Annotated in this window: 14 protein-coding genes; 3 read left to right on the plus strand and 11 right to left on the minus strand. The window is 64.1% G+C overall.

Going from position 1 to position 19130, the window contains the following annotated elements:
- From AB4Y44_RS38435 to AB4Y44_RS38460, 6 genes are all read right to left on the minus strand, one after another.
- Nucleotides 1-1364 (minus strand): Nramp family divalent metal transporter (locus tag AB4Y44_RS38435; RefSeq protein WP_368702425.1); only part of this gene is annotated, 1364 nt, incomplete at its 3' end.
- Nucleotides 1365-1476: 112 nt separating this feature from the next.
- Complete coding sequence (locus AB4Y44_RS38440) at nt 1477-1626, minus strand: hypothetical protein (protein ID WP_368702426.1); 150 nt, start codon at nt 1624-1626, stop codon at nt 1477-1479.
- 664 nt (nt 1627-2290) lie between these two features.
- Nucleotides 2291-5347 (minus strand): efflux RND transporter permease subunit, encoded by a 3057-nt coding sequence (locus AB4Y44_RS38445; RefSeq protein WP_368702427.1) that lies wholly within the window; start codon nt 5345-5347, stop codon nt 2291-2293.
- On the minus strand, nt 5344-6483 hold the full coding sequence (locus tag AB4Y44_RS38450; protein WP_368702428.1) for an efflux RND transporter periplasmic adaptor subunit: 1140 nt from the start codon (nt 6481-6483) through the stop codon (nt 5344-5346). Before AB4Y44_RS38450 ends, AB4Y44_RS38445 begins: the two co-directional genes overlap by 4 nt.
- Before the next feature lie 5 nt (nt 6484-6488).
- On the minus strand, nt 6489-7961 hold the full coding sequence (locus tag AB4Y44_RS38455) for a TolC family protein (protein WP_368702429.1): 1473 nt from the start codon (nt 7959-7961) through the stop codon (nt 6489-6491).
- 153 nt (nt 7962-8114) lie between these two features.
- Nucleotides 8115-9182, minus strand: coding sequence for a class I SAM-dependent methyltransferase (locus AB4Y44_RS38460; protein WP_368702430.1), 1068 nt, complete (start codon nt 9180-9182; stop codon nt 8115-8117).
- A 253-nt stretch (nt 9183-9435) separates the two neighbouring features.
- Here AB4Y44_RS38460 and AB4Y44_RS38465 point away from each other — a divergent pair, with 253 nt between their 5' ends.
- Nucleotides 9436-9732: a hypothetical protein gene (locus AB4Y44_RS38465; protein ID WP_368702431.1), complete on the plus strand. Its 297-nt coding sequence runs from the start codon at nt 9436-9438 to the stop codon at nt 9730-9732.
- Nucleotides 9733-10136: 404 nt separating this feature from the next.
- Nucleotides 10137-10769, plus strand: coding sequence for a class I SAM-dependent methyltransferase (locus AB4Y44_RS38470; protein ID WP_342921261.1), 633 nt, complete (start codon nt 10137-10139; stop codon nt 10767-10769).
- Nucleotides 10770-10796: 27 nt separating this feature from the next.
- Here the strand turns inward: AB4Y44_RS38470 and AB4Y44_RS38475 are convergent, their stop codons facing one another.
- The gene (locus AB4Y44_RS38475) at nt 10797-11021 is read right to left on the minus strand and encodes a hypothetical protein (RefSeq protein ID WP_069265725.1); all 225 of its coding nucleotides are present in this window, start codon (nt 11019-11021) and stop codon (nt 10797-10799) included.
- Nucleotides 11022-11536: 515 nt separating this feature from the next.
- On the opposite strand from AB4Y44_RS38475, the gene AB4Y44_RS38480 reads away from it, so the two are divergent.
- Nucleotides 11537-11731, plus strand: a complete 195-nt coding sequence (locus AB4Y44_RS38480) for a hypothetical protein (protein WP_342921427.1) — start codon at nt 11537-11539, stop codon at nt 11729-11731.
- 75 nt (nt 11732-11806) lie between these two features.
- Here AB4Y44_RS38480 and AB4Y44_RS38485 read toward each other — a convergent pair whose 3' ends face one another.
- The 4 genes from AB4Y44_RS38485 to AB4Y44_RS38500 form a co-directional block, all read right to left on the minus strand.
- Nucleotides 11807-13480: an electron transfer flavoprotein-ubiquinone oxidoreductase gene (locus tag AB4Y44_RS38485; protein ID WP_368702432.1), complete on the minus strand. Its 1674-nt coding sequence runs from the start codon at nt 13478-13480 to the stop codon at nt 11807-11809.
- Nucleotides 13481-13523: 43 nt separating this feature from the next.
- Entirely contained in the window at nt 13524-15314 is a 1791-nt protein-coding gene (locus tag AB4Y44_RS38490; RefSeq protein WP_368702433.1) for an acyl-CoA dehydrogenase, read from the minus strand.
- Between the two features lie 232 nt (nt 15315-15546).
- Nucleotides 15547-16551 (minus strand): AraC family transcriptional regulator, encoded by a 1005-nt coding sequence (locus AB4Y44_RS38495; protein WP_368702434.1) that lies wholly within the window; start codon nt 16549-16551, stop codon nt 15547-15549.
- A gap of 79 nt (nt 16552-16630) precedes the next feature.
- The gene (locus tag AB4Y44_RS38500) at nt 16631-18625 is read right to left on the minus strand and encodes an acetoacetate--CoA ligase (protein ID WP_368702435.1); all 1995 of its coding nucleotides are present in this window, start codon (nt 18623-18625) and stop codon (nt 16631-16633) included.
- Nucleotides 18626-19130: the final 505 nt, after the last annotated feature.

Consider the following 19130-nt stretch of genomic DNA (forward strand, 5'->3'; position numbering starts at 1 on the left):
CTGATGTCCGGAAACACGGTGGCCGCCGTCAGGATGATCGACAGCACGACGAGCACGGCAATCACTGCACCCGTGAACACGTTCAGCTTCTTCGAATTCACCCACGGGCCAAGCACCGCCTTGTCATTGCACAGCAGCAACAGGAACACCGTTGCGCTCGGCAGCAGCACGCCAGCCAGCGTCTGCACAGCCTCGGTCAGGAGGCCAAGCGGGCTGCCGGGAATCAGCACGAGGGCGGCCGCGAGCGCGATGATGCCGAAGTAGACGAGATAGAAGCCCTTCGCGTCGAGCACGCTGCGGTGCAGCGAGTGCTTGACCTTGAAGACATCGCCAATCGCATAGGCCGTCGAGAGCGAGACGGCGGCAGCGCCGATGATCGACGCATCGAGCAGCGCGACGGCGAAGATCGTGGCCGACGTCTGTCCGACGTATTTGTGCAGACCTGCAATCACGCCACCCGCGTCGGTGAAGTTGCCGAACTCGGGCTTGCCGTCGAAGAGCGCGGCGGTGAAGGCCATCATCGCCACAGCGCCGACGATCACGAACGCGATACCGATCCAGAGGTCCGCCTTTTCGTACTTCATGAAGCGCGGCGTGATGCGCTTGTCGATCACGTAGCTCTGCTGGAAGAACAGTTGCCACGGCGCGACGGTCGTGCCGACGATGCCGATCACGAGGAGCATCACGTCGGAGAGCTTCGAATTCGCCGGCCAGGTCGGCACGAAGAAGTCGCGCGCGATGACGCCCACCGGCGGGTGAATCGAAACGAGCACCGGGATCAGCAGCAGACTCAACAGGCACAGCACGATCGCGAAACGTTCGAAGCGGCGGAAATCGCCCGTACTGACCGCCGCCATCGTTAGTACCGCGGCGATGCAGACACCGAGAACCTTCGAGACGCCGAGAAAGTCGAGTGCAAACGTAATGCCGATGAACTCGGTGACGATCGTGAGCGCATTGAGCAGGAAAAGATCGATGACGCTGAAGGCACCCCAAAACTTGCCGAAGCGTTCGAAGATGAGGCGTGCGTGGCCGACGCCGGTCACGGCGCCCAGGCGCAGGACCATTTCCTGGTTCACGTAGAGAACCGGGATCAGCAGCGCGAGCGTCCAGAGCAGCGACGTGCCGTAGTTCTGCCCCGCCTGCGTATAGGTGCCGAAGGCGCCGGCGTCGTTATCGCCGACCATGACAATGAGACCGGGGCCGAGGATGGCGAGCAGCGTGCGCAGGCGCGCCATCCAGTTGCTGCGAGGGGCGGTGTCGTGGCGGGCGATCGTGCCGAGGGCGCCTTTGATATCGCCCACGTGCGCGTCGTCGAGCACGGCACCGCGACGTTGCGTGAGGTTTGCGGGAGTGGTAGACATTTCTAGTTATTCCTTAGCAGTGCTGCTGGAAATCGATGATTGAGGCGTGGCACTGTCCTGCCGCCTGCCGGTATTGATGCAGTGGACAGACAGTCGGCCACGCCCGGCCGTGTCAGCGAGCGAGCTGTTTGAGCGCCGTCCAGATGGCAGCGACTACGCCGGTCGATGCGTTCGAACGGGCATCGAGCGCGAGCATGCCGTTGTAATGCGTGCGAGCTTCTTCGACGTGCGGGAGCTGCGAAACGAGGAGAGCGAAGTGCATGATGATTCCTCCAGATGCCTGAAACGTGGCGCCATCGATCAGGCGTGCCTTCGTTTCGCTGCACGCGGGGCGATATGCCCGGGCGTGTGGGAGGAACGTATGCGGCCAGATGTCAGGCGAAGTGGCCCGCGTTCTGCGGGAACGCAAGGCGAGATGTGCAGGGTTTAGGCTCAGGGTCGGGCATCGTGAGCTCCTCTTTCATTAGGGTCCGGTTCATGTTTGACGGACGTGTTTAACCGCACGCCGGTTCCGGCACGCAATTGCGCGCGCGAAAACGGCGTGAACGAGCGGCGGCGCGAGCCAATGGCTCGACGCGCCGGGTCGCGTTGACCAACGTGCGTGACAGCACGCGCGTCAATGACGGCGGCCAATCGAAAAGATGCGCGGGAGAAACTGCGGAAGCTACTGCGGCGCGCACCGTCTGCCTGCTGGCAGGACGGCGGCTAAGGAAGAATCCAGGCGGGCGTCGTGCCGGTCAGGCAGAAATACGATTCGAAGGTCGACAACTACAACTGTCCAAGGCATATGCCCCTTTCGTGGAAACACACGAATTCTAGTGACGACGCGCGAGCCGAGTCAACGACTATTTCAAGGATTTTTCTTTCGAATCTGTTACTGCGGTGGATGCAAATCATTTGCACACCTCTTCGTTTTGCACCCGCCATTACTCACCTGCTCCCTTTACTCGAAGCAGGAGGCGCAGCAGCACAGGGAGCACCAGCAGCACGAGCGGCATCTGCACAATCAAGCCCGAGATGATCGCGACCGCGAGCGGTTGCTGCATTGCAGATCCCTGGCCGAGCGCGAAGGCAAGCGGCAGCAGCGCGAGAATGGCTGCGATGGTCGTCATCGCGATGGGCCGCAGGCGATTGCGGCCCGCGGCCTGCAACGCCTCCTCGAGCGGCACGCCTTCGTCGCGTACGAGCCCCTGGAACTCGGAAACGTAGAAGATCGCGACCTCCGTCACGATGCCGACGATCATCGTCATGCCCATCATCGCGGAGATGTTGAGTTCGATGCCCGTCACCCACAGCCCGATGAACACGGCGCCGGTGGCGAGCAGCGGCATTGCCATCACCGCGAGCGCCACGCGAAAGCGCTCGTAGAGGAAGAGCAGCAGGCCGAACACCAGCGCCACGGCCGCGCCGAACACCGCGAGCAGCCCCTTGAAGGCGATCTGCTGTTGCTGGTACAAGCCGCCAAGTTCGTAGTAGACGCCCGTTGGCAGGAGCGCGGGATCGGCGAGCGCACGCTGCACGTCGGCAATGCTCGAGCCGAGGTCCCGCCCGTCGATGCGCGCCGTCACCGCTACCATGCGCTTGAGGTTGTCGCGACTGATCTCGGGTTGACCGCTCACGTGCACCGGGTCGGCCACGCGGGAAAGCGCGAACACGTGCCCATCCGGCGCGCGCAACGGCAGGCGTGCAAGTTCGGTGTCCGTCATATGCAGCGCGCCTTGCGCACGCACGCGCACACCAACTGTCTTCGGGCCATTCTGGAACTGCGTCGCCACGTTCCCGTCCAGCAGGTCGGAGACCTGCTGCGCGATTGCCTGCGGATCCATGCCCTCGGCAGCCGCGGCGTCGGGCCGGATGTGCAGATCGATGGCGTCGCCGGCAGGATTGATGCCGTCGTTCACGTCGACGATACCGCCGATCTTGCCGATGCGTGCGGCCACACGTTGGGCGGTCGTGTCGAGCACATGGGAGTCGTCCGAGTAAATCTTGATCTGCACGGGCTGCGGAACCGCCGTGAGGTCGCCGATCAGGTCCTCCATCAACTGCGCAAGCTCGACGCTCACGCCAGGCACTTTTGTTTCGATCTGCGAACGGATCTCCTCCATCACCGTGTCGATCGGTTCGCGGCTACCCGACTTCAGGCGCACGAAGAAGTCGCCCTTGTTCGGCTCGTTCAGGTCGCCGCCAAGTCCGGCGCCGGTGCGGCGTGAATACGTCGCCACATTCGGGTTCGCGCGAATGATCGCTTCGATTTGTTGCATTAAGCGATCGGTTTCCGTAATCGACGTGCCCGGCTGCGTGTGATAGTCGAGCACGAAACCGCCCTCGTCCATCGACGGCATGAAGCCGCTGCCGACCCGTGTGAACGCGAGCGCCGAAAGCAGCGCAAGCGGAACCACGAGCGCGAGCACCCACAGGGGCCGCGCGCTCACGCGAGAGACGAGCCGCGCGTAGGTGCGATTGAGCCACGCGGCGAAGCGCGTTTCGCGATGCTCCTCGGCATCTTTCGCGGTGAGCCAGCGGTCGCAGAGAATCGGGATGGCGAGCCACGTGACGAGGAACGAAATAAAGAGCGCGCTCGCCATCGTCACCGAAAGCGCCTTGAAGAACGCGCCGGTTACGCCCGAGAGAAACGCCAGCGGCACAAAGATAATGAGCGTTGCCGCGGAAGAGCCGGCGAGCGGCCGCGTGAATTCGAGCGCCGCGCTCATCACCCGACCATGGAACGCATGCGCGCCCGCTTCGCGCATACGCCGCGCGATGTGCTCGATCATCACGATGGCATCGTCGATCACGAGGCCCACCGCCGCCGCCATCCCGCCGAGCGTCATGATGTTGAAGCCCATGCCGAACACGTCGAGCAGCAGAATGGTCGCGGCCATCACGATAGGCACGAGCGCCACGGCGATGAGCGTGATCTTCGTGTTGCGCAGAAATACGAAGAGCGTGAGCGCCGCGAGCACCACGCCAATCATGATGGCATCGCGCACGCTGGTAGCCGAGGCGATCACGAGCTCGCTCTGGTCGTACCAGTTCGAGAGCGTCACGCCGTGCGGCATTTGTGGGCCGAAGTCCTTCAGACGCGCGCGAATCGCCCGCGCCATCGCCACGCTGTTCGCGCCGGGCTGCTGGTAGACGTTGACCAGCACCGCATCCTGACCGTCGGCGGTCACGCGTATCCATTGCGGCACGGTCCCCTGGGTGACGGTGGCGACATCGCGCAGGCGGATCTGCGTCGCGCCCGCGGACGACACGACCACGTTTTTCAACGTGTCGAGCCCGCTGAAAGCCGAATTCGCCACGACGAGAAAGAGCTTGTCGTGGTCCTCGATGCGCCCGGTGGCCATCAGCACGTTGCCCGCACCGATTGCGCGCGAGACATCAGCCACCGAGAGCTTGTACGTCGCGAGGTGCGCGGGATCGACGGCCACTTCGAGCTCGTCGCGCGCCCCACCCGTCACGTCCACGCGCGCCACGCCCGCCACGGAGGAAAGCAGCGGACGCAACTGGAACTGGGCGAGGTCGTAGAGTTGAGAAAGCGACAAGCGCGACGACGTCAGGCTGTATGCGAGCACCGGAAACACCGTCGGGTCCATCCGGCGCACCTGCATACTGGTGCCGGGCGGCAGCGTCGCGAGGATCTCGGCAATGGCCGACTGCGCCTGCAACGTGGCTTGCGCCATGTCCGTGCCCCAGTCGAAATTCAGGGAGATCTCCGCCGACCCCCGGCTCGTGCGGGATTCCACGTCGCGCACGTTCGGCACGCGCCGCAACGCTTCCTCCACCGGCATAGTGACGAGCGTCGCCATCTGTTCGGCCGGACGGTCGCCCGCGTCGAGCGAAATCACGGCGCGCGGAAAGGACACGTTCGGAAAAAGCGAGATCGGCAGGCGCAACGCGGTGAGCGCTCCGGCAAGCGCGGCAAGCGCAATCACGAACAGCAGCGAACGACGGTGGCGCTGCATCCACTGGCTGAACGTCATCGAGCGCCGCCTTGCGCCACGCGCACGGCCATGCCGTCTTCGAGTTCGTAGTTGCCGACGACGACGAGCGGCCGCGAGGCGTCGAGCGCGCCATCCACGCCGTACGTATCGCCATGCTCGACTTTCACCTTCACGTCGACGCGGTGCGCCTTGTTGTCCGGCGCGACCTGGAACACATAGCTGCCCTTCGCGTCCTGCAGTACCGAGGCGCGCGGCACGTTCCACCACGTGCCGGCCAGCGTGTTGATGTCGGCCCGCACGCGCGTTCCCGGCAGGAAGGCGGCGCCCGCGAGCGGCACGTTCGCACTCACGTTCACGAGCTGGCTCTGCGCGTCGATGGCGGCGCCGACGAGCACGATGCGCCCTTGCGCACGCTGTGATCCGAGCGAGGCGGATAGCGGGCGCAGCACGACACGATCGCCGGCGTGCAGCGTGAGCGCATCGGCGGGTTCGACGCCCAGCGAAATGTTCGCGGCATTGCCCGCGGAGCCATTGGATGCAACGAGCTGGGCGAGCGCCGTGCCCGCCTGGATCCGGTCGCCCGGCACCGCGGCAAGCTGCGCGATGACGCCAGCCACTGGCGCCGCGATCGTTTTCGAACCTGGTGTAATGCCCGTCGCTTGTTGCGCAGCAAGCGCCTGCTGTGCGTCATCCAGCGCTTTTTGCGCCGCGGCGAGCTGCGATTGCGTGGCGAGACCGTCGTGAAAGAGCGAGCTGGTGCGCGCGAGTTCGCCACGCGCGAGCCTCGCTGCGCTTTGTGCCTGCGTATAGGCGATCACGGCGTTGGGATCGGCTTGCACGACGAAGAGCGCAGCGCCCTGCGCTACGGTTTGGCCGGGCTGCACGAGCACGCGCGTCACGCGTGCGAGATACGGCAAGCTGATGGACGTTGCGTTCGAGGCCGCGGACGCAACCGAGCCATACGCGACAACGGTTTGAGCAACCGGCTGGCGCATCACGCGCACGACCTGCACGGCGGCGGATGGCGCAGGCGTGCTGTCCGACGCGCCTGCGTCATCTGCGCGCGCTGCATGCGGTGCGAAAAGCGCTGCGCCAGCGGCGAGCGCGGCCGCCGCGCCAAGTGCGCAGACGGCGACACGCGTGCGCGTGCCGGAAAGAAAGCGGTGCTCAGTCATGGAGATCAACGTGCAACGAGGGTATTGGTGGGCGCGCTTTCAGCAGTGGCGCCTCGCGCGGACGGGGCCTGATCAGGGTCGGGGATCGCGCTGCCGAGCAGCGCCTGGAGGCCAATGCGTTGCTCTGCTAGCGCTTCGCGCGCAGTGGCGGCATCGATGCGACGCGCGAGCGCCGCAGTTTGCGCATCGACATACTGGCCAAGCACGATGTTGCGCGCCGCGTAGGCGTCGCGCGCCTGCGCGGCGGCACGTTCGAGCCCAGGCAGCGCAGCGTCGTCCTGATCGAGTTGATGCGCGGCGATCGCGCTGTCGGCACGCAGATGGGCGATATCGGCGTAAGCCGCGTTCAGGCGCGTCTGGTATTCGTCTGCGAGACGCTGTCGCGTGGCCTGCTCGATGGCGATATTGCCGCGATTGCGGTTGAAGACCGGCAGCGTGAGGTTGATCGCGAAGCCGCTAGTGTAGATTTCCGAAGTGTCGCGCTGCCGCGTAAAGCCCACAGAAAGACTGGGGAACTGGTTGAGGATCGCGGCGCGGTACTTCTGCTCCTGCGCCTCGTAGCCGGCCTGCAGCGCGATCAGATCGGGACGGCGCAGCGCCAGCTTCGCCACGGCGGCGTCGAGCATGCCATCCGGCATCGGCGTGACTGCCGTGTCGCCAATGAGCGTCAGCGTCGTGTCGGGCGCCAGGCCGAGCAGCGCATTGAGGTCATGGTGCGTCTGCTCACGCGCGTGCTGCATGTCGGTGTACTGCTTGCGGGCGTCTTCGTACGCCGTGAGCGACGCGGTGACGCTGTCCGCCGTCACGTTGTGCTCGCTTGCCGCGTGCGCGGTGCGTTCGTAACGCGTGCGGGCGAGCGCCGTCTGCTTCTCGAGCAGCGGCAACACCTCATCCTGAAAGCGCGCTCTCACGTATAGCTGCTTCGCCTGCGCCACGACCTGCCATTCCTGCCAGAGCAGACCTAGATCGGTCTTGCGAACCGTGGCGCTGGCAGACTTCGTGTTCGCGCCACGCGTGACAATTGCCATCACGTCCATGCTCAGGCCGTAGCTGAACGCGCGCGACAACCCAGCGGCCCCGGGATAGTCGCTGGAGACGCTCACCTGGGGATCCGGCAAGAGTCCTGCCGAAAACGCCTGCGCTTGCGCAATGCCGAGATCGTCACGCGCAACTTTCAGGTCGGGATTGTTGGCGACGGCCAGCATCGCGACGTCTTCGATGTCGAAGCCGTTCGACGGATCGAAGCGATGTGCTGCAAGCTCGGGCAATGGCATCTTCGCGGGATCGATCTGCACCCGTGCGAGCGCATCCTGCGTGGTCAACGAAGGTCCCGTAGCCAATGGCTGCGCCTGGTAGCTTGCGCAACCGGCAAGCAGTGCGGTGCCCGATGCAACGGCGGCGAACGTGGCGCGCACGCGATTCGGTCTGTAGAAGCGAAAGACGCGCAGAACCATCGCGCGAGACTGCGGACTGGACAATATGGACTCCTTAAGCCAATCCCGCGCAGCATGAATGCGCGAGCATGGACCGGAACGCAAACACCACACGTTGGCGGCGTTGCGGCAGGCATGCGGCGCATTCTGCAGGGTTAACGCTTATGCAATCCTTAAGCAGGCGTTTGCATCCGGTCTCTACGGCCGCTTCGCCGTCAGATAGGCGATGCGCTCAGCGCCGAGTTGCGCTCCGCTTTCGAAGATCGCCCGCATTCTGACTTCCAGATATGCGCGCTCATCGCGGGTAAATTCCTTTTCGAAGATCTCTTCCAGGCTGGGCGCCAACGGGTGGGGCGAGGTACGAAGAAACGTTTCCCAAGGCAGGCTGTCCTCTGTTCGCACCTCGATGTGCAATTCCAGATGAATGTCGGTGAAGCCCGCGTCGATCGCGAAACGCACGAGGTCGCGTTCACCATAGTTCGTGATGGGCAGCGAGCGCGCCTTCTCCTCCGTGTCGGGGAACTGCGCCGCCCGGCATCGGAGCAGCAAGGGAAAGAAAGGGTCTTCCGTGTTGAACGCACGGGAATCGACGAGTTGCTTGAGCAGGCAAACCTCGAGCGCTTCGTCACGCAAAATCGGCTCGGCGATGGCGAAGCGGCCACCCGGTTTGAGAATGCGGTAAATCTCTCGCATTGCCGCGGGCTTGTCTGCCACATACGCCAGCACCGCGCGCATCGTGGCGGCATCGACTGCTTCATTCGCGATGCCTTCCAGGTTTTCGGCGTTGCCGTGTATGAATGCGCACTGCCCGCTCACACCCAGGCTTCGGGCGCGCTCTTCCGTGTGCCGCAGCAGCGGCGCCGAAATATCGGTCATGAGGACCCGGAGCGAGGCGCCGGTCCGTTCAATCGCGCGGAACCCGACGAGACCATCGCCCGTCCCGATGTCGGCCAATGTCATGCCGGGGTGCAGGCGAACGGAATCCAGCACACGGTCCGCGTACCTTGTGATCTCGCCACGGACCTTGTGCTCATGGGCGCGATCGTCGCCATGACGCTGCCGGAGGATCCACGAGGACCAGTTGTCGGGAGTTACGTCGTTCGTGAGCGGCAACACAATGGATTTCCAGAGGAAACTTGAAAGATTTGCGGGATGGTAGCTTTGAATTCTGATGAACTCCTTATCTAAACGATATTTCCCGACCTGGAACCCTATTTTCGCGCTACCGAAGCTACATCTTTTAAGCTGAATAAAAGTTGCTTTCATTCCAGAACATGTTTTCAACGAGATCTAAGGGCGGAAGCGCCACGGCACGGGACATCAGGAAACCCGGACCTGATCAGCTTTTGAACCAGTCGTCGGGCGATTATGAATGGCGCTGGCGCAAATCGAATCGCAGCTTATGCGAGCCTTAAGTTGATTCGCTTTCAGAAAATAAATAGTTCTTAAGCTTCTGGAAGGTGCTCCGATAAATCGGGCGCAGTTCCCGGTTTTTTCTCTCTTTATTGGAGACCTTCTGATGACAATCCAGGCAGTTTCTAGCCAACCCGCCGCTGCAACCGCAGCGAATACCGGCGCGCAGAACCAGCAGGCGACTGCCGCTACGCAACCAGCCAGCAAGACGCAGGCGCAGTCCAGTACGACGACACCGGCCTCGACGTCGTCGGCTTCGTATGCCGTCACGATCAGCAATGCCGCACGCGCTGCATTGGCCGAAGCCACCGAAACGTCGGTGCAGACCTCGCAGGAAGCCAACCGCGGAGACCGACAGGCTCAACGCCTGCTCGCGAAGGAGCAGGCCAATAAACTGGGGTAAGGCGCAAGGCGTGCGACAGGCGTTGTCTGACGCCGGTTTCGCACGCCCTACCCTCTGGATCCGCTTGCACGCTGCGCGAAAACCGCGATGTGCAAGCTCACAGCTTTCCGCAAGACGGCTCGACGTGGTCCAGGTTCGCCATCAAACCAGTCAGATAAGATAACTTTAATTATCAAAATAGATCGTTTTCAACACAAAACCCCGCACTTCAAAAACGCGCCGCAAACGCCCATCATGTCCGCTCGGCTTCCCTCACATCGACCGCGCGACTCGCACGCTGCGTCGGGGCGCTGTTGAGCCCTATCTTCAGCGACAATGTGAGCGTCCTCGCGCGCTGCTCAAGGAAACGAGCACGCAGACGCTTTCGGACATCGAGCTTTGCGAGTAACGAGGCAGGAGGTTTTATGCAGTCGCGGGATCACTGGAATCGCGTCTACACGACAAAGACGCCCACCCACGTTAGCTGGTTTCAGGAGCATGCGCTCCAGTCGGTAGCGCTCATTCGTCAGACAGGTTTGTCGAAGGACGCGGCCATCATCGACGTGGGCGGCGGCGCGTCGACGCTGGTCGACGACCTCGTGGCGGATGACTATCGCAGCGTCACGGTGCTGGACCTTTCCGACGCCGCGCTCGACGCCGCCCGCATGCGCCTGGAAACGAGAGTGGGCGAACGCGCAAACCGCGTTTCGTGGATCGTGGGCGACATCACGCAAATCGAATTGCCCGTGCAGGCTTACGACGTCTGGCACGACCGCGCCGTGTTTCATTTCCTGACGAGCCACGAAGACCGGGAAGCCTACGTGAACGCCGTGCTGCGAGCCGTAAAACCGGGCGGCATCGTGATCGTGGCGACCTTTGCCGAGGACGGCCCCGACCATTGCAGCGGGCTGCCCGTCATGCGCTATAGCGCCGATGCGTTGCACGCCGAATTTGGCGCGCCCTTCACGCTGCTCAAACAGGAACGCGAAGAGCACCACACGCCGGGTGGCGCGACGCAGAAGTTCATCTACTGTATGTGCCGTAAAGAGACTTCGTGAACGGCCTTATCGTGGATGTACGCCGTATCAGGGCGCGAACGCGAGTGCCGCGTCTTCCGGAAGATTTTCGAGCGCGCGGCTGCCGTCGCGGAGCGCTTCGCTCTCGCCGTTAAAGGTCGTTTCGCTGTATGCGATGAGTTTGAAGCCGCTACCCGCACTGCGAGGGATGGTGATGCCCCAATGCCACCCTCCTTCCTGTTCGAAGACGTGCAGCTTCAGAGATGCATGCAATGTGTTTGATCGATTCGTCATGTCACGCCCTCCTTGCGAAAGCGTCGAGGCAGCCGGCATTGGTCAGTGTAGGCATCATTTTGTTGCGGCGCAATAAATATCGACGTTGAGGTGCGATGCTACGCGATCGGGCGTCGCCATCGGGCAACAAAGGGAAACAGGCGGCAACGAGAAGCAACAAGCGGAAACAAAAGTAAACAGGCGTGCGGCGGCGCAGCGTGGTGCCGCAGTGATGTCCGTCACGCGTTCAGCCCCTCAAAAGGACGTGGGCGGGCACGCCGCCTTCGCTATCCTGCGCGCGCCGGGCGAAAGTTTGCGCGCCCCATTTCCCTTTGCGCCCCGAAGCATGACCGAACGCACCGAAGCCGCCCCCGAGAGCACGCCCGAGGTCGCATCCAATAGCGCGCGATCAACGCTGCGCTATCCCTACCCGGATCCGCCCGCGTCAGGCTCGACCCTCGAGATCGCGCCGGGCGTGCGCTGGCTGCGTATGCCGCTGCCCTGGGCGCTCGATCACATCAACGTATGGCTTATCGATGACGCAGACGGTTGCGCCGTTGTCGATACGGGCGCCCGCACCGAGGCTGCACGCGCGCATCGGCGAAGACGATCTCGGGCAGATGAGTCTCGCAACCGGCGAGAGCTTCGCGTGCCTGAACTACCTGATGTATCGCGGCGAAGTGAAACGCGAGCTGCGCGACGACGGCATGTACTGGTATTCGCGGACGTAAAATAAAAAATGGCAGGAAAGGCGCACTACGCCTCTCCTGCCACAACCCGGATCGACGGCAGTCGCCGCCCGGTGCTTACATGTTCGGGTAGTTCGGGCCGCCGCCGCCTTCGGGCGTGACCCATACGATGTTCTGCGTCGGATCCTTGATATCGCAGGTCTTGCAGTGCACGCAGTTCTGCGCGTTGATCTGCAGGCGGTCGCTGCCGTCGTCATTCTTCATGAACTCGTACACCGCGGCCGGGCAGAAGCGCGCTTCGGGGCCCGCGTAGGTGCGCAGGTTCACGTTCACGGGCACGCTCGCGTCCTTGAGCGTGAGGTGCGCCGGCTGGTTCTCTTCGTGATTCGTGTTCGAGATGAACACCGAGGAGAGCCGGTCGAACGTGAGCTTGCCATCCGGTTTCGGATACTCGATCGGCTTGCACTGCGAAGCGGGTTTCAGCATCTCGTGATCGCGATGCTGGTGATGCAGCGTCCACGGCACGTTGCCGCCCAACAGCTTCTGCTCGATGCCCACCATCAGCGTGCCCAGGTACAGGCCCTTGCTCATCCACTGCTTGAAGTTGCGCGCCTTGTACAGCTCCGTGTGGAGCCACGACTGCCTGAACGCTTCCGGGTAAGCCGCGAGTTCATCGCTCTGGCGGCCGGCCTGCACGGCTTCGAACGCCGCATCGGCGGCCAGCATGCCGGTCTTGATCGCCGCGTGGCTGCCCTTGATGCGCGAGGCGTTCAGGAAGCCCGCATCGTCGCCCACGAGCGCGCCGCCCGGGAACACCAGCTTGGGCAGCGACATCAGGCCGCCTGCCGTGATCGCGCGCGCGCCGTACGAGACGCGCTTGCCGCCTTCCAGGTACTTGCGGATTTCCGGGTGCGTCTTGTAACGCTGGAATTCCTCGAACGGCGAGAGATACGGGTTCTGGTACGCGAGACCCACGACAAAGCCCACCATCACCTGGTTGTTATCGATGTGGTACAGGAACGAGCCGCCGTACGTATCGGATTCCAGAGGCCAGCCGGCCGTGTGGATCACGAGACCGGGCTGGTGCTTCGAGGGATCGATCTCCCACAGTTCCTTGATGCCGATGCCGTAGACCTGCGGGTCCGAGTCCTTGCCCAGCTTGAACTTCTCGTTCAGTTGACGGCCCAGGTGCCCGCGGCAGCCTTCGCAGAACAGCGTGTACTTGGCGTGCAACTCCATGCCGAGCTGGAAGTTTTCGGTGGGCTCGCCGTCCTTGCCGACACCCATGTTACCGGTGGCGACGCCCTTGACCGACCCGTCGTCGTTGTAGAGCACTTCGGCGGCCGGGAAGCCCGGGAAGATTTCGACGCCCAGCGCCTCGGCCTGCTGGCCCAGCCAGCGCGTGACGTTCGCGAGGCTGATGACGTAGTTGCCGTGGTTCTTGAAGTTGTCGGGCAGTGCCCAGTTCGGCACAGCCTTAGCCCCCGTTTCGGAAAGAAAAAGGAACTTGTCCTCGGTCACCGGCACGTTCAGCGGTGCGCCTTGCTCCTTCCAGTCCGGAATCAGCTCGTTCAGGGCACGCGGATCCATGACCGCGCCCGAGAGGATATGCGCCCCGATTTCCGAGCCTTTCTCCAGCACGCAGACGCCGATTTCAGCGCCTGTTTCCGCGGCCAGCTGCTTCAGGCGGATCGCCGCGGACAGCCCGGCGGGACCGCCACCGACGATCACCACGTCGTATTCCATCGACTCGCGTGGGCCGTACTGTGCGATCAGATCAATCGACGACATATCCTCTTCCTTACTTGCTAACTGAGCGCCCTAAGCCGCCCGATCAAAACTGCACTTCGCTCAGCGCGAGCACGCCGGCGTCGCCCTTTGCGGCCAGGACCGACGTCTCGAGGCCGCCTGCCTGCGCGAGAATGTGCTCGGCGTAGAACTGTGCGATCGCGATCTTCGCGCCGTAAAACTCCGCGTCGTTCGCGAGTTCGCGTTGCGCGACGAGCAGCGCACGCGCCATTTGCCAGCCGCACAGCACGATGCCCGCGAGCTTGAGATACGGCACGCTGCCCGCGAACACCGCGTTCGGGTCGCGCTTGACGTTCGCAACCACGTAATCGACGACATTCGCCAGTGCGCGCGCGCCCTTCTCCAGCTGCGCGCGCATCGATGCCGCCGCCGCGCCGCCGGTCTGGCCCAGTTCCTCAGCAGTCCGAGCGATCTCGCCAAGCAGCGCCTTCGCAACCGCGCCGCCGTCGCGCACCGTCTTGCGGCCCACCAGGTCGTTCGCCTGGATCGCCGTGGTGCCTTCATAGATGGCGAGAATGCGCGCATCGCGGTAGTACTGAGCCGCACCCGTTTCCTCGATGAAGCCCATGCCGCCATGCACCTGGACGCCGAGGCTCGTCACCTCGTTGACCATCTCGGTGCTCCAGCCCTTCACGATCGGCACGAGGAATTCGTAGATCGCGAGATTGCGCGCGCGCACTTCCGGGTCGGCGTGGTAGTGAGCGTGGTCGCTATAGGCGGCGGCGACATAGGCGAGCGCTCGTGCGCCCTCGGTCATCGCGCGCATCGAGGCGAGCATGCGGCGCACGTCCGGATGATGGATGATGGTCGCCGACTGCTTGAGCGAGCCGTCCACGGGGCGGCTCTGCACACGCTCCTTCGCGTACGCCACGGCCTTCTGGTACGCGCTCTCGGCCACGCCGACGCCTTGCATGCCCACACCGAAGCGCGCCGCGTTCATCATGATGAACATGTATTCGAGTCCGCGATTCTCCTCGCCCACCAGATAGCCGATCGCGCCGCCGTGATCGCCGTACTGGAGCACGGCCGTCGGGCTCGCCTTGATGCCGAGCTTGTGTTCGATCGACACGCAATGCACGTCGTTGCGCGCGCCGAGCGAGCCGTCTTCGTTGACGAGGAACTTCGGCACGACGAACAGCGAGATGCCTTTCACGCCTTCCGGCGCGTTGGGCGTGCGCGCCAGCACGAGGTGAACGATGTTCTCCGCCATGTCGTGCTCGCCCCACGTGATGAAGATCTTCGTGCCGAAGACCTTGTACGTGCCGTCGCCCTGCGGTTCGGCGCGCGAGCGCACCAGCGCGAGGTCGGAGCCGGCCTGCGGCTCGGTGAGGTTCATCGTGCCGGTCCAGTCGCCGGAGATGAGCTTCGGCACATAGCGCGCCTTCAGCTCGTCGCTGCCCGCGGTGAGCAGCGCCTCGATGGCGCCGTCGGTGAGCAGCGGGCACAGCGCGAACGAGAGGTTTGCCGCGTTGAGCATTTCGATGCAAGGCGTCGCGATCAGCTTGGGCAGCGCCTGGCCGCCGAATTCGGACGGATGCTGCAGACCCTGCCAGCCGCCCTCGACGTACTGGCGGAACGCCCCGGCGAAGCCCGGCGTCGCCGTGACCTCGCCGTCGCGCCAGCTGCTGGGCGCGCGGTCGCCTTCGACGTTCAGCGGCGCGATGACTTCGCCGGAGAGCTTCGCGCACTCGTCGAGCACGGCCTGCGCAGTGTCGAAACCGGCGTCTTCGAAACCCGGCAGGGTTGCGACGGCGTCGATGCCGGCCAGCTCTTTCAGCACGAACAGCATGTCCTTGACGGGGGCGTTGTAGCTCATGATCGGTCCTTCCAGTACTCAGGGGTCAAAATGGATGCGCCGCCGGGCCAGGGTTACCTGGGTGGCCACCTTGCGGCAGTACAGGACGGATCGTAGCGTCAATGGGTCGCAAAACCACTGTCCAAACCGGACCACATGGTGACAATTCTGGCCACGCCGTCGGTCGCTGTGCCCACCCGTCATGGATGGGCATCGCCACTTCGTGCCGGGCGACGCTCAAGCGCCCAGCCGCTCAGCCGCGCCGGCGGTAGGTGCCGGGCGTGCTGCCTGTCCAGTGCCGAAAGGCGCGGTGAAAGGCGCTGGGGTCGTCGAAACCCAGATCGCCGCCAATGGCCGCAATCGTGTCCTGGGTGTCGGTGAGGCGCTGGATCGCCACGTCGCGGCGCAGTTCGTCCTTGAGCGCCTGGAAGGTGGTCTCCTCCGCGGCGAGGCGCCGGCACAGCGTGCGCACCGAGCAGTGCAGGCTGTCGGCCGCCGCTTCGATGGTCGGCAGATCGGGCAGTTGCGCGGCCAGGTACTGGCGCACATTGTGGCTCACGAGCTGCTCGCTGAAGGTCTCGAAGATCCAGTCGCCGGGCGAGCGCGCGAGAAACGCGCGCAGGTTGCGCTTGCTCTGCCGGATCGGCATGTCGAGATAGGCCGCGCTGAAGCGCATCAGCGTGGCCTCGCAGCCAAAGCGCACGGGCCCTGAGAAGAAGTAACGATGATCGAGCGCGTGCGGCGGCTGCGCGCAGGCGAAATCGACTTGCAGGAGTGGAATGCGCTGGCCGATCAGCCAGGAGCACACGCCATGCGCGAGCTTGAGCGTCAGCTCCTGGCCGAGCGGCCCGATCGCGCCATACGCCGGATTGGCGCGTAATGCCACCTGGGCCACGAGCCCCTGGCGGCGCGACTCGAGCCGGAAATCGTCGAGCACGATGTGGAAGAACTGGTCGAAGCGATGCAGGGCCGTTTCGAGGTTGCGCGCATCGAGCAGGCTCAGGCAGAGAAACTTGAGCGTGCCGCTGCGCAGCGGCCGGCTGAAGATGCCGGGCATCTCGTCGTCGAGTTCGATGGCGAGCGTCTGGTAGAGCGTGGAGAACTGCTCTTCCGTCACACGGCCACCCGGCTTGGCGAGCAGTTCCAGCGCGATGCCCGCCTCGTTGAGATAGCGGCGGATCACGGCGGACTCGGCGCCCGCGCCGGCCAGAAAGCCGTTGACGAGCGAGATGGGAACGGTGGCGCTAGGCGATGGCATGCGTTGACGATGGAAGGCCGCGTAAACGGACAGACATCGGCGTCGGTCCGCGCGCCATTTTAAATCGGCGCGGCAGGAATCACGCTGCCCCGCCCCTCGTCCGCGCAAACGCCGCAAACCACGCGAGGCTTTCCGGGTTGGCCATGGTGTCCGGATTGGCCACCTTATCGAGCGGTTGGCCCAGCAGAAGCCGCTTGATCGGCACCTCCATCTTCTTGCCCGAGAGCGTGCGCGGTACGGCCTGAACCTGATGGATCTCGTCGGGCACATGGCGCGCCGAGAGCGCCTCGCGCACGCGCGCACGAATGCGCTGCGCGAGCGCGTCGCCCAGATCGACACCGGGGCGCAGCACCACGAAGAGCGGCATCGACGAGTTGCGCCCCAGGTACTCCAGATCGACCACGAGGCTGTCGAGCACCTCGGGCACCGACTCCACCGCGCGATACAGCTCGCTCGTGCCCATGCGGATGCCGTGGCGGTTGATGGTGGCGTCCGAGCGGCCGTAGATGACCGCGCCGCCGCGGGGCGTGATGCGCAGCCAGTCGCCGTGGCGCCAGATGCCAGGAAACATGTCGAAGTAGCTTTCGCGGTAGCGCCGGTGCGCTTCGTCGCGCCAGAAGTAAAGCGGCATCGAGGGCATGGGCGCGGTGCACACGAGTTCGCCGACTTCGTCGATGCGCGCGTGCCCGGCTTCATCGAATGCCTCGACGCGCGCGCCGAGGCACCGGCACTGCATTTCGCCGAGATAGACCGGCAAGGTCGGCACGCCGGCGAGGAAGCAGCCCGCGAAGTCAGCGCCGCCTGAAATCGCGTCGATCCAGACGGGCCCCACCTGCTCGAGTATCCACGCATACGCTTCGGGCGGCAGCGGCGAGCCGGTCGAGCCGACTGCGCGCAGGCGCGAGAGATCGGCCGCCGCACGCGGCTCGACCCCGGCCTTCAGGCACCCCTGGAAATACGCCGCCCCCGCGCCGAAGAACGTCACCCCCGTGTCGCCCACGAAGCGCCACAGCGCCTGCGCGTCGGGATAGGTGGGGCTGCCGTCGTAGAGGCAGAGCGTCGCGCCCGCGAGCAGGCCGCCTACCTGGCAGTTCCACATGATCCAGTTCGTGCTGGCGTACCAGTGGAACCGGTCGCCAGGGTTCAGGTCGAGATGCAGCGCGGTGAGCTTCACGTGCTCCACCACGATGCCGCCGTGTGAATGCACGATGGCCTTGGGCATGCCCGTCGTGCCCGACGAATAGACGATCCACAACGGATGATCGAACGGCACGGGTTCGATCTGCAGGGCGACGTTGCCAGCGATGGCGTCGCGCCATGCCGTGGCCTGCGGGTACGCGTTCGCGTCGGCGTCCGGGTCGAGTTGCGGGACGAATACGAGGTGCGCCACGCCCGGCAACTCGCGCAGCAGATGGTGAACCAGCTCGCTCCGGTCGTGCGGCTTGCCGCCGTAGCGATAGCCGTCCACGGCGAACAGCACCTTTGGCTCGATCTGCCGGAAGCGGTCGAGCACCGCGAGCGGCCCCATGTCGGGCGAGCACACCGACCAGATCGCGCCCACGCTTGCCGTGGCGAGAAATGCCACGACCGTCTCGGGCGTGTTCGGCATGAAGGCCGCCACACGGTCGCCGCGCGTCACGCCCATGCGCCGCAGCGTGGCCGCGCAAGCCGCGACCTGGCGGCGCAGCTCCGTCCAGCTCAATTCGCGAGTGCGCCCGGCCATGGGGCCGCTCTCGCTGCGCGAAACGATCGCGGGCCGCGCGTCGTTCGCGAGCTGAAAGGCCCGCTCGACGTAGTTCGATTCGACACCCGGAAACCAGCGTGCACCGGGCATTGCCGCATCGGCGAGCGCCACGCCGCGCGCCTCGCGCGAGGGAATCTGCGCCCAGTCCCACAGCGCGCACCAGAAAGCGTCGATGTCGTCGACGGACCAGCGCCATAGCGCGTCGTAGTCGTCGAACGCGAGACCGCGCGTCTCGCCGAGCCACTTCACGAACTGGGTGATGCGCGCTGATTCGACCTGCTGCGGTGCCGGCGTCCAGGCCGGAGTGGATGCGGGAGCGGTTTCGTTCATCGGGTTGCGTGGGCTCGTGCGGGTTCGTCTGAGCTAATGGTGCCGGAGCCGGTGCGCCTCGAACAATTCAGGGAAAACCAGTGGAAGGTTTCCAACCGCATTGGCTGACGACGATGTCCGCTAACGTCGTGCGCAATAACATGTCACGCCGTGATTATTTCCAGTATTTCGAATAAAAGTGGTAATTGAACATTTACGCGCGATCAATATTTTGCTTCCCGATTTAATCTAAGATAAATCGAAATTCACATGCCGGTTGTCCTGTACAAATAGATCGAACCGCTAATTTACCTTGCGCTGCGCAACGCCATTTTTACCGGGAAAGTCCGGCATACGGCCTGTTCCGTACGCAATTGGCATAAGGCCCGTCATAAAACTGCAATCCACTGGCGCCTTTAATTTTGCTAATTCCCGCCGGTTTGCCTCTCCCTATCGGACCAAGGTCTTATTGTCATTTTGCGCGCCCCCTATCAGATTGAGCGCGTAGCGGCACGGGTTCCGCTCT

The sequence above is a fragment of the Paraburkholderia sp. BR10937 genome, assembly GCF_040965695.1.
Taxonomy (GTDB): domain Bacteria; phylum Pseudomonadota; class Gammaproteobacteria; order Burkholderiales; family Burkholderiaceae; genus Paraburkholderia.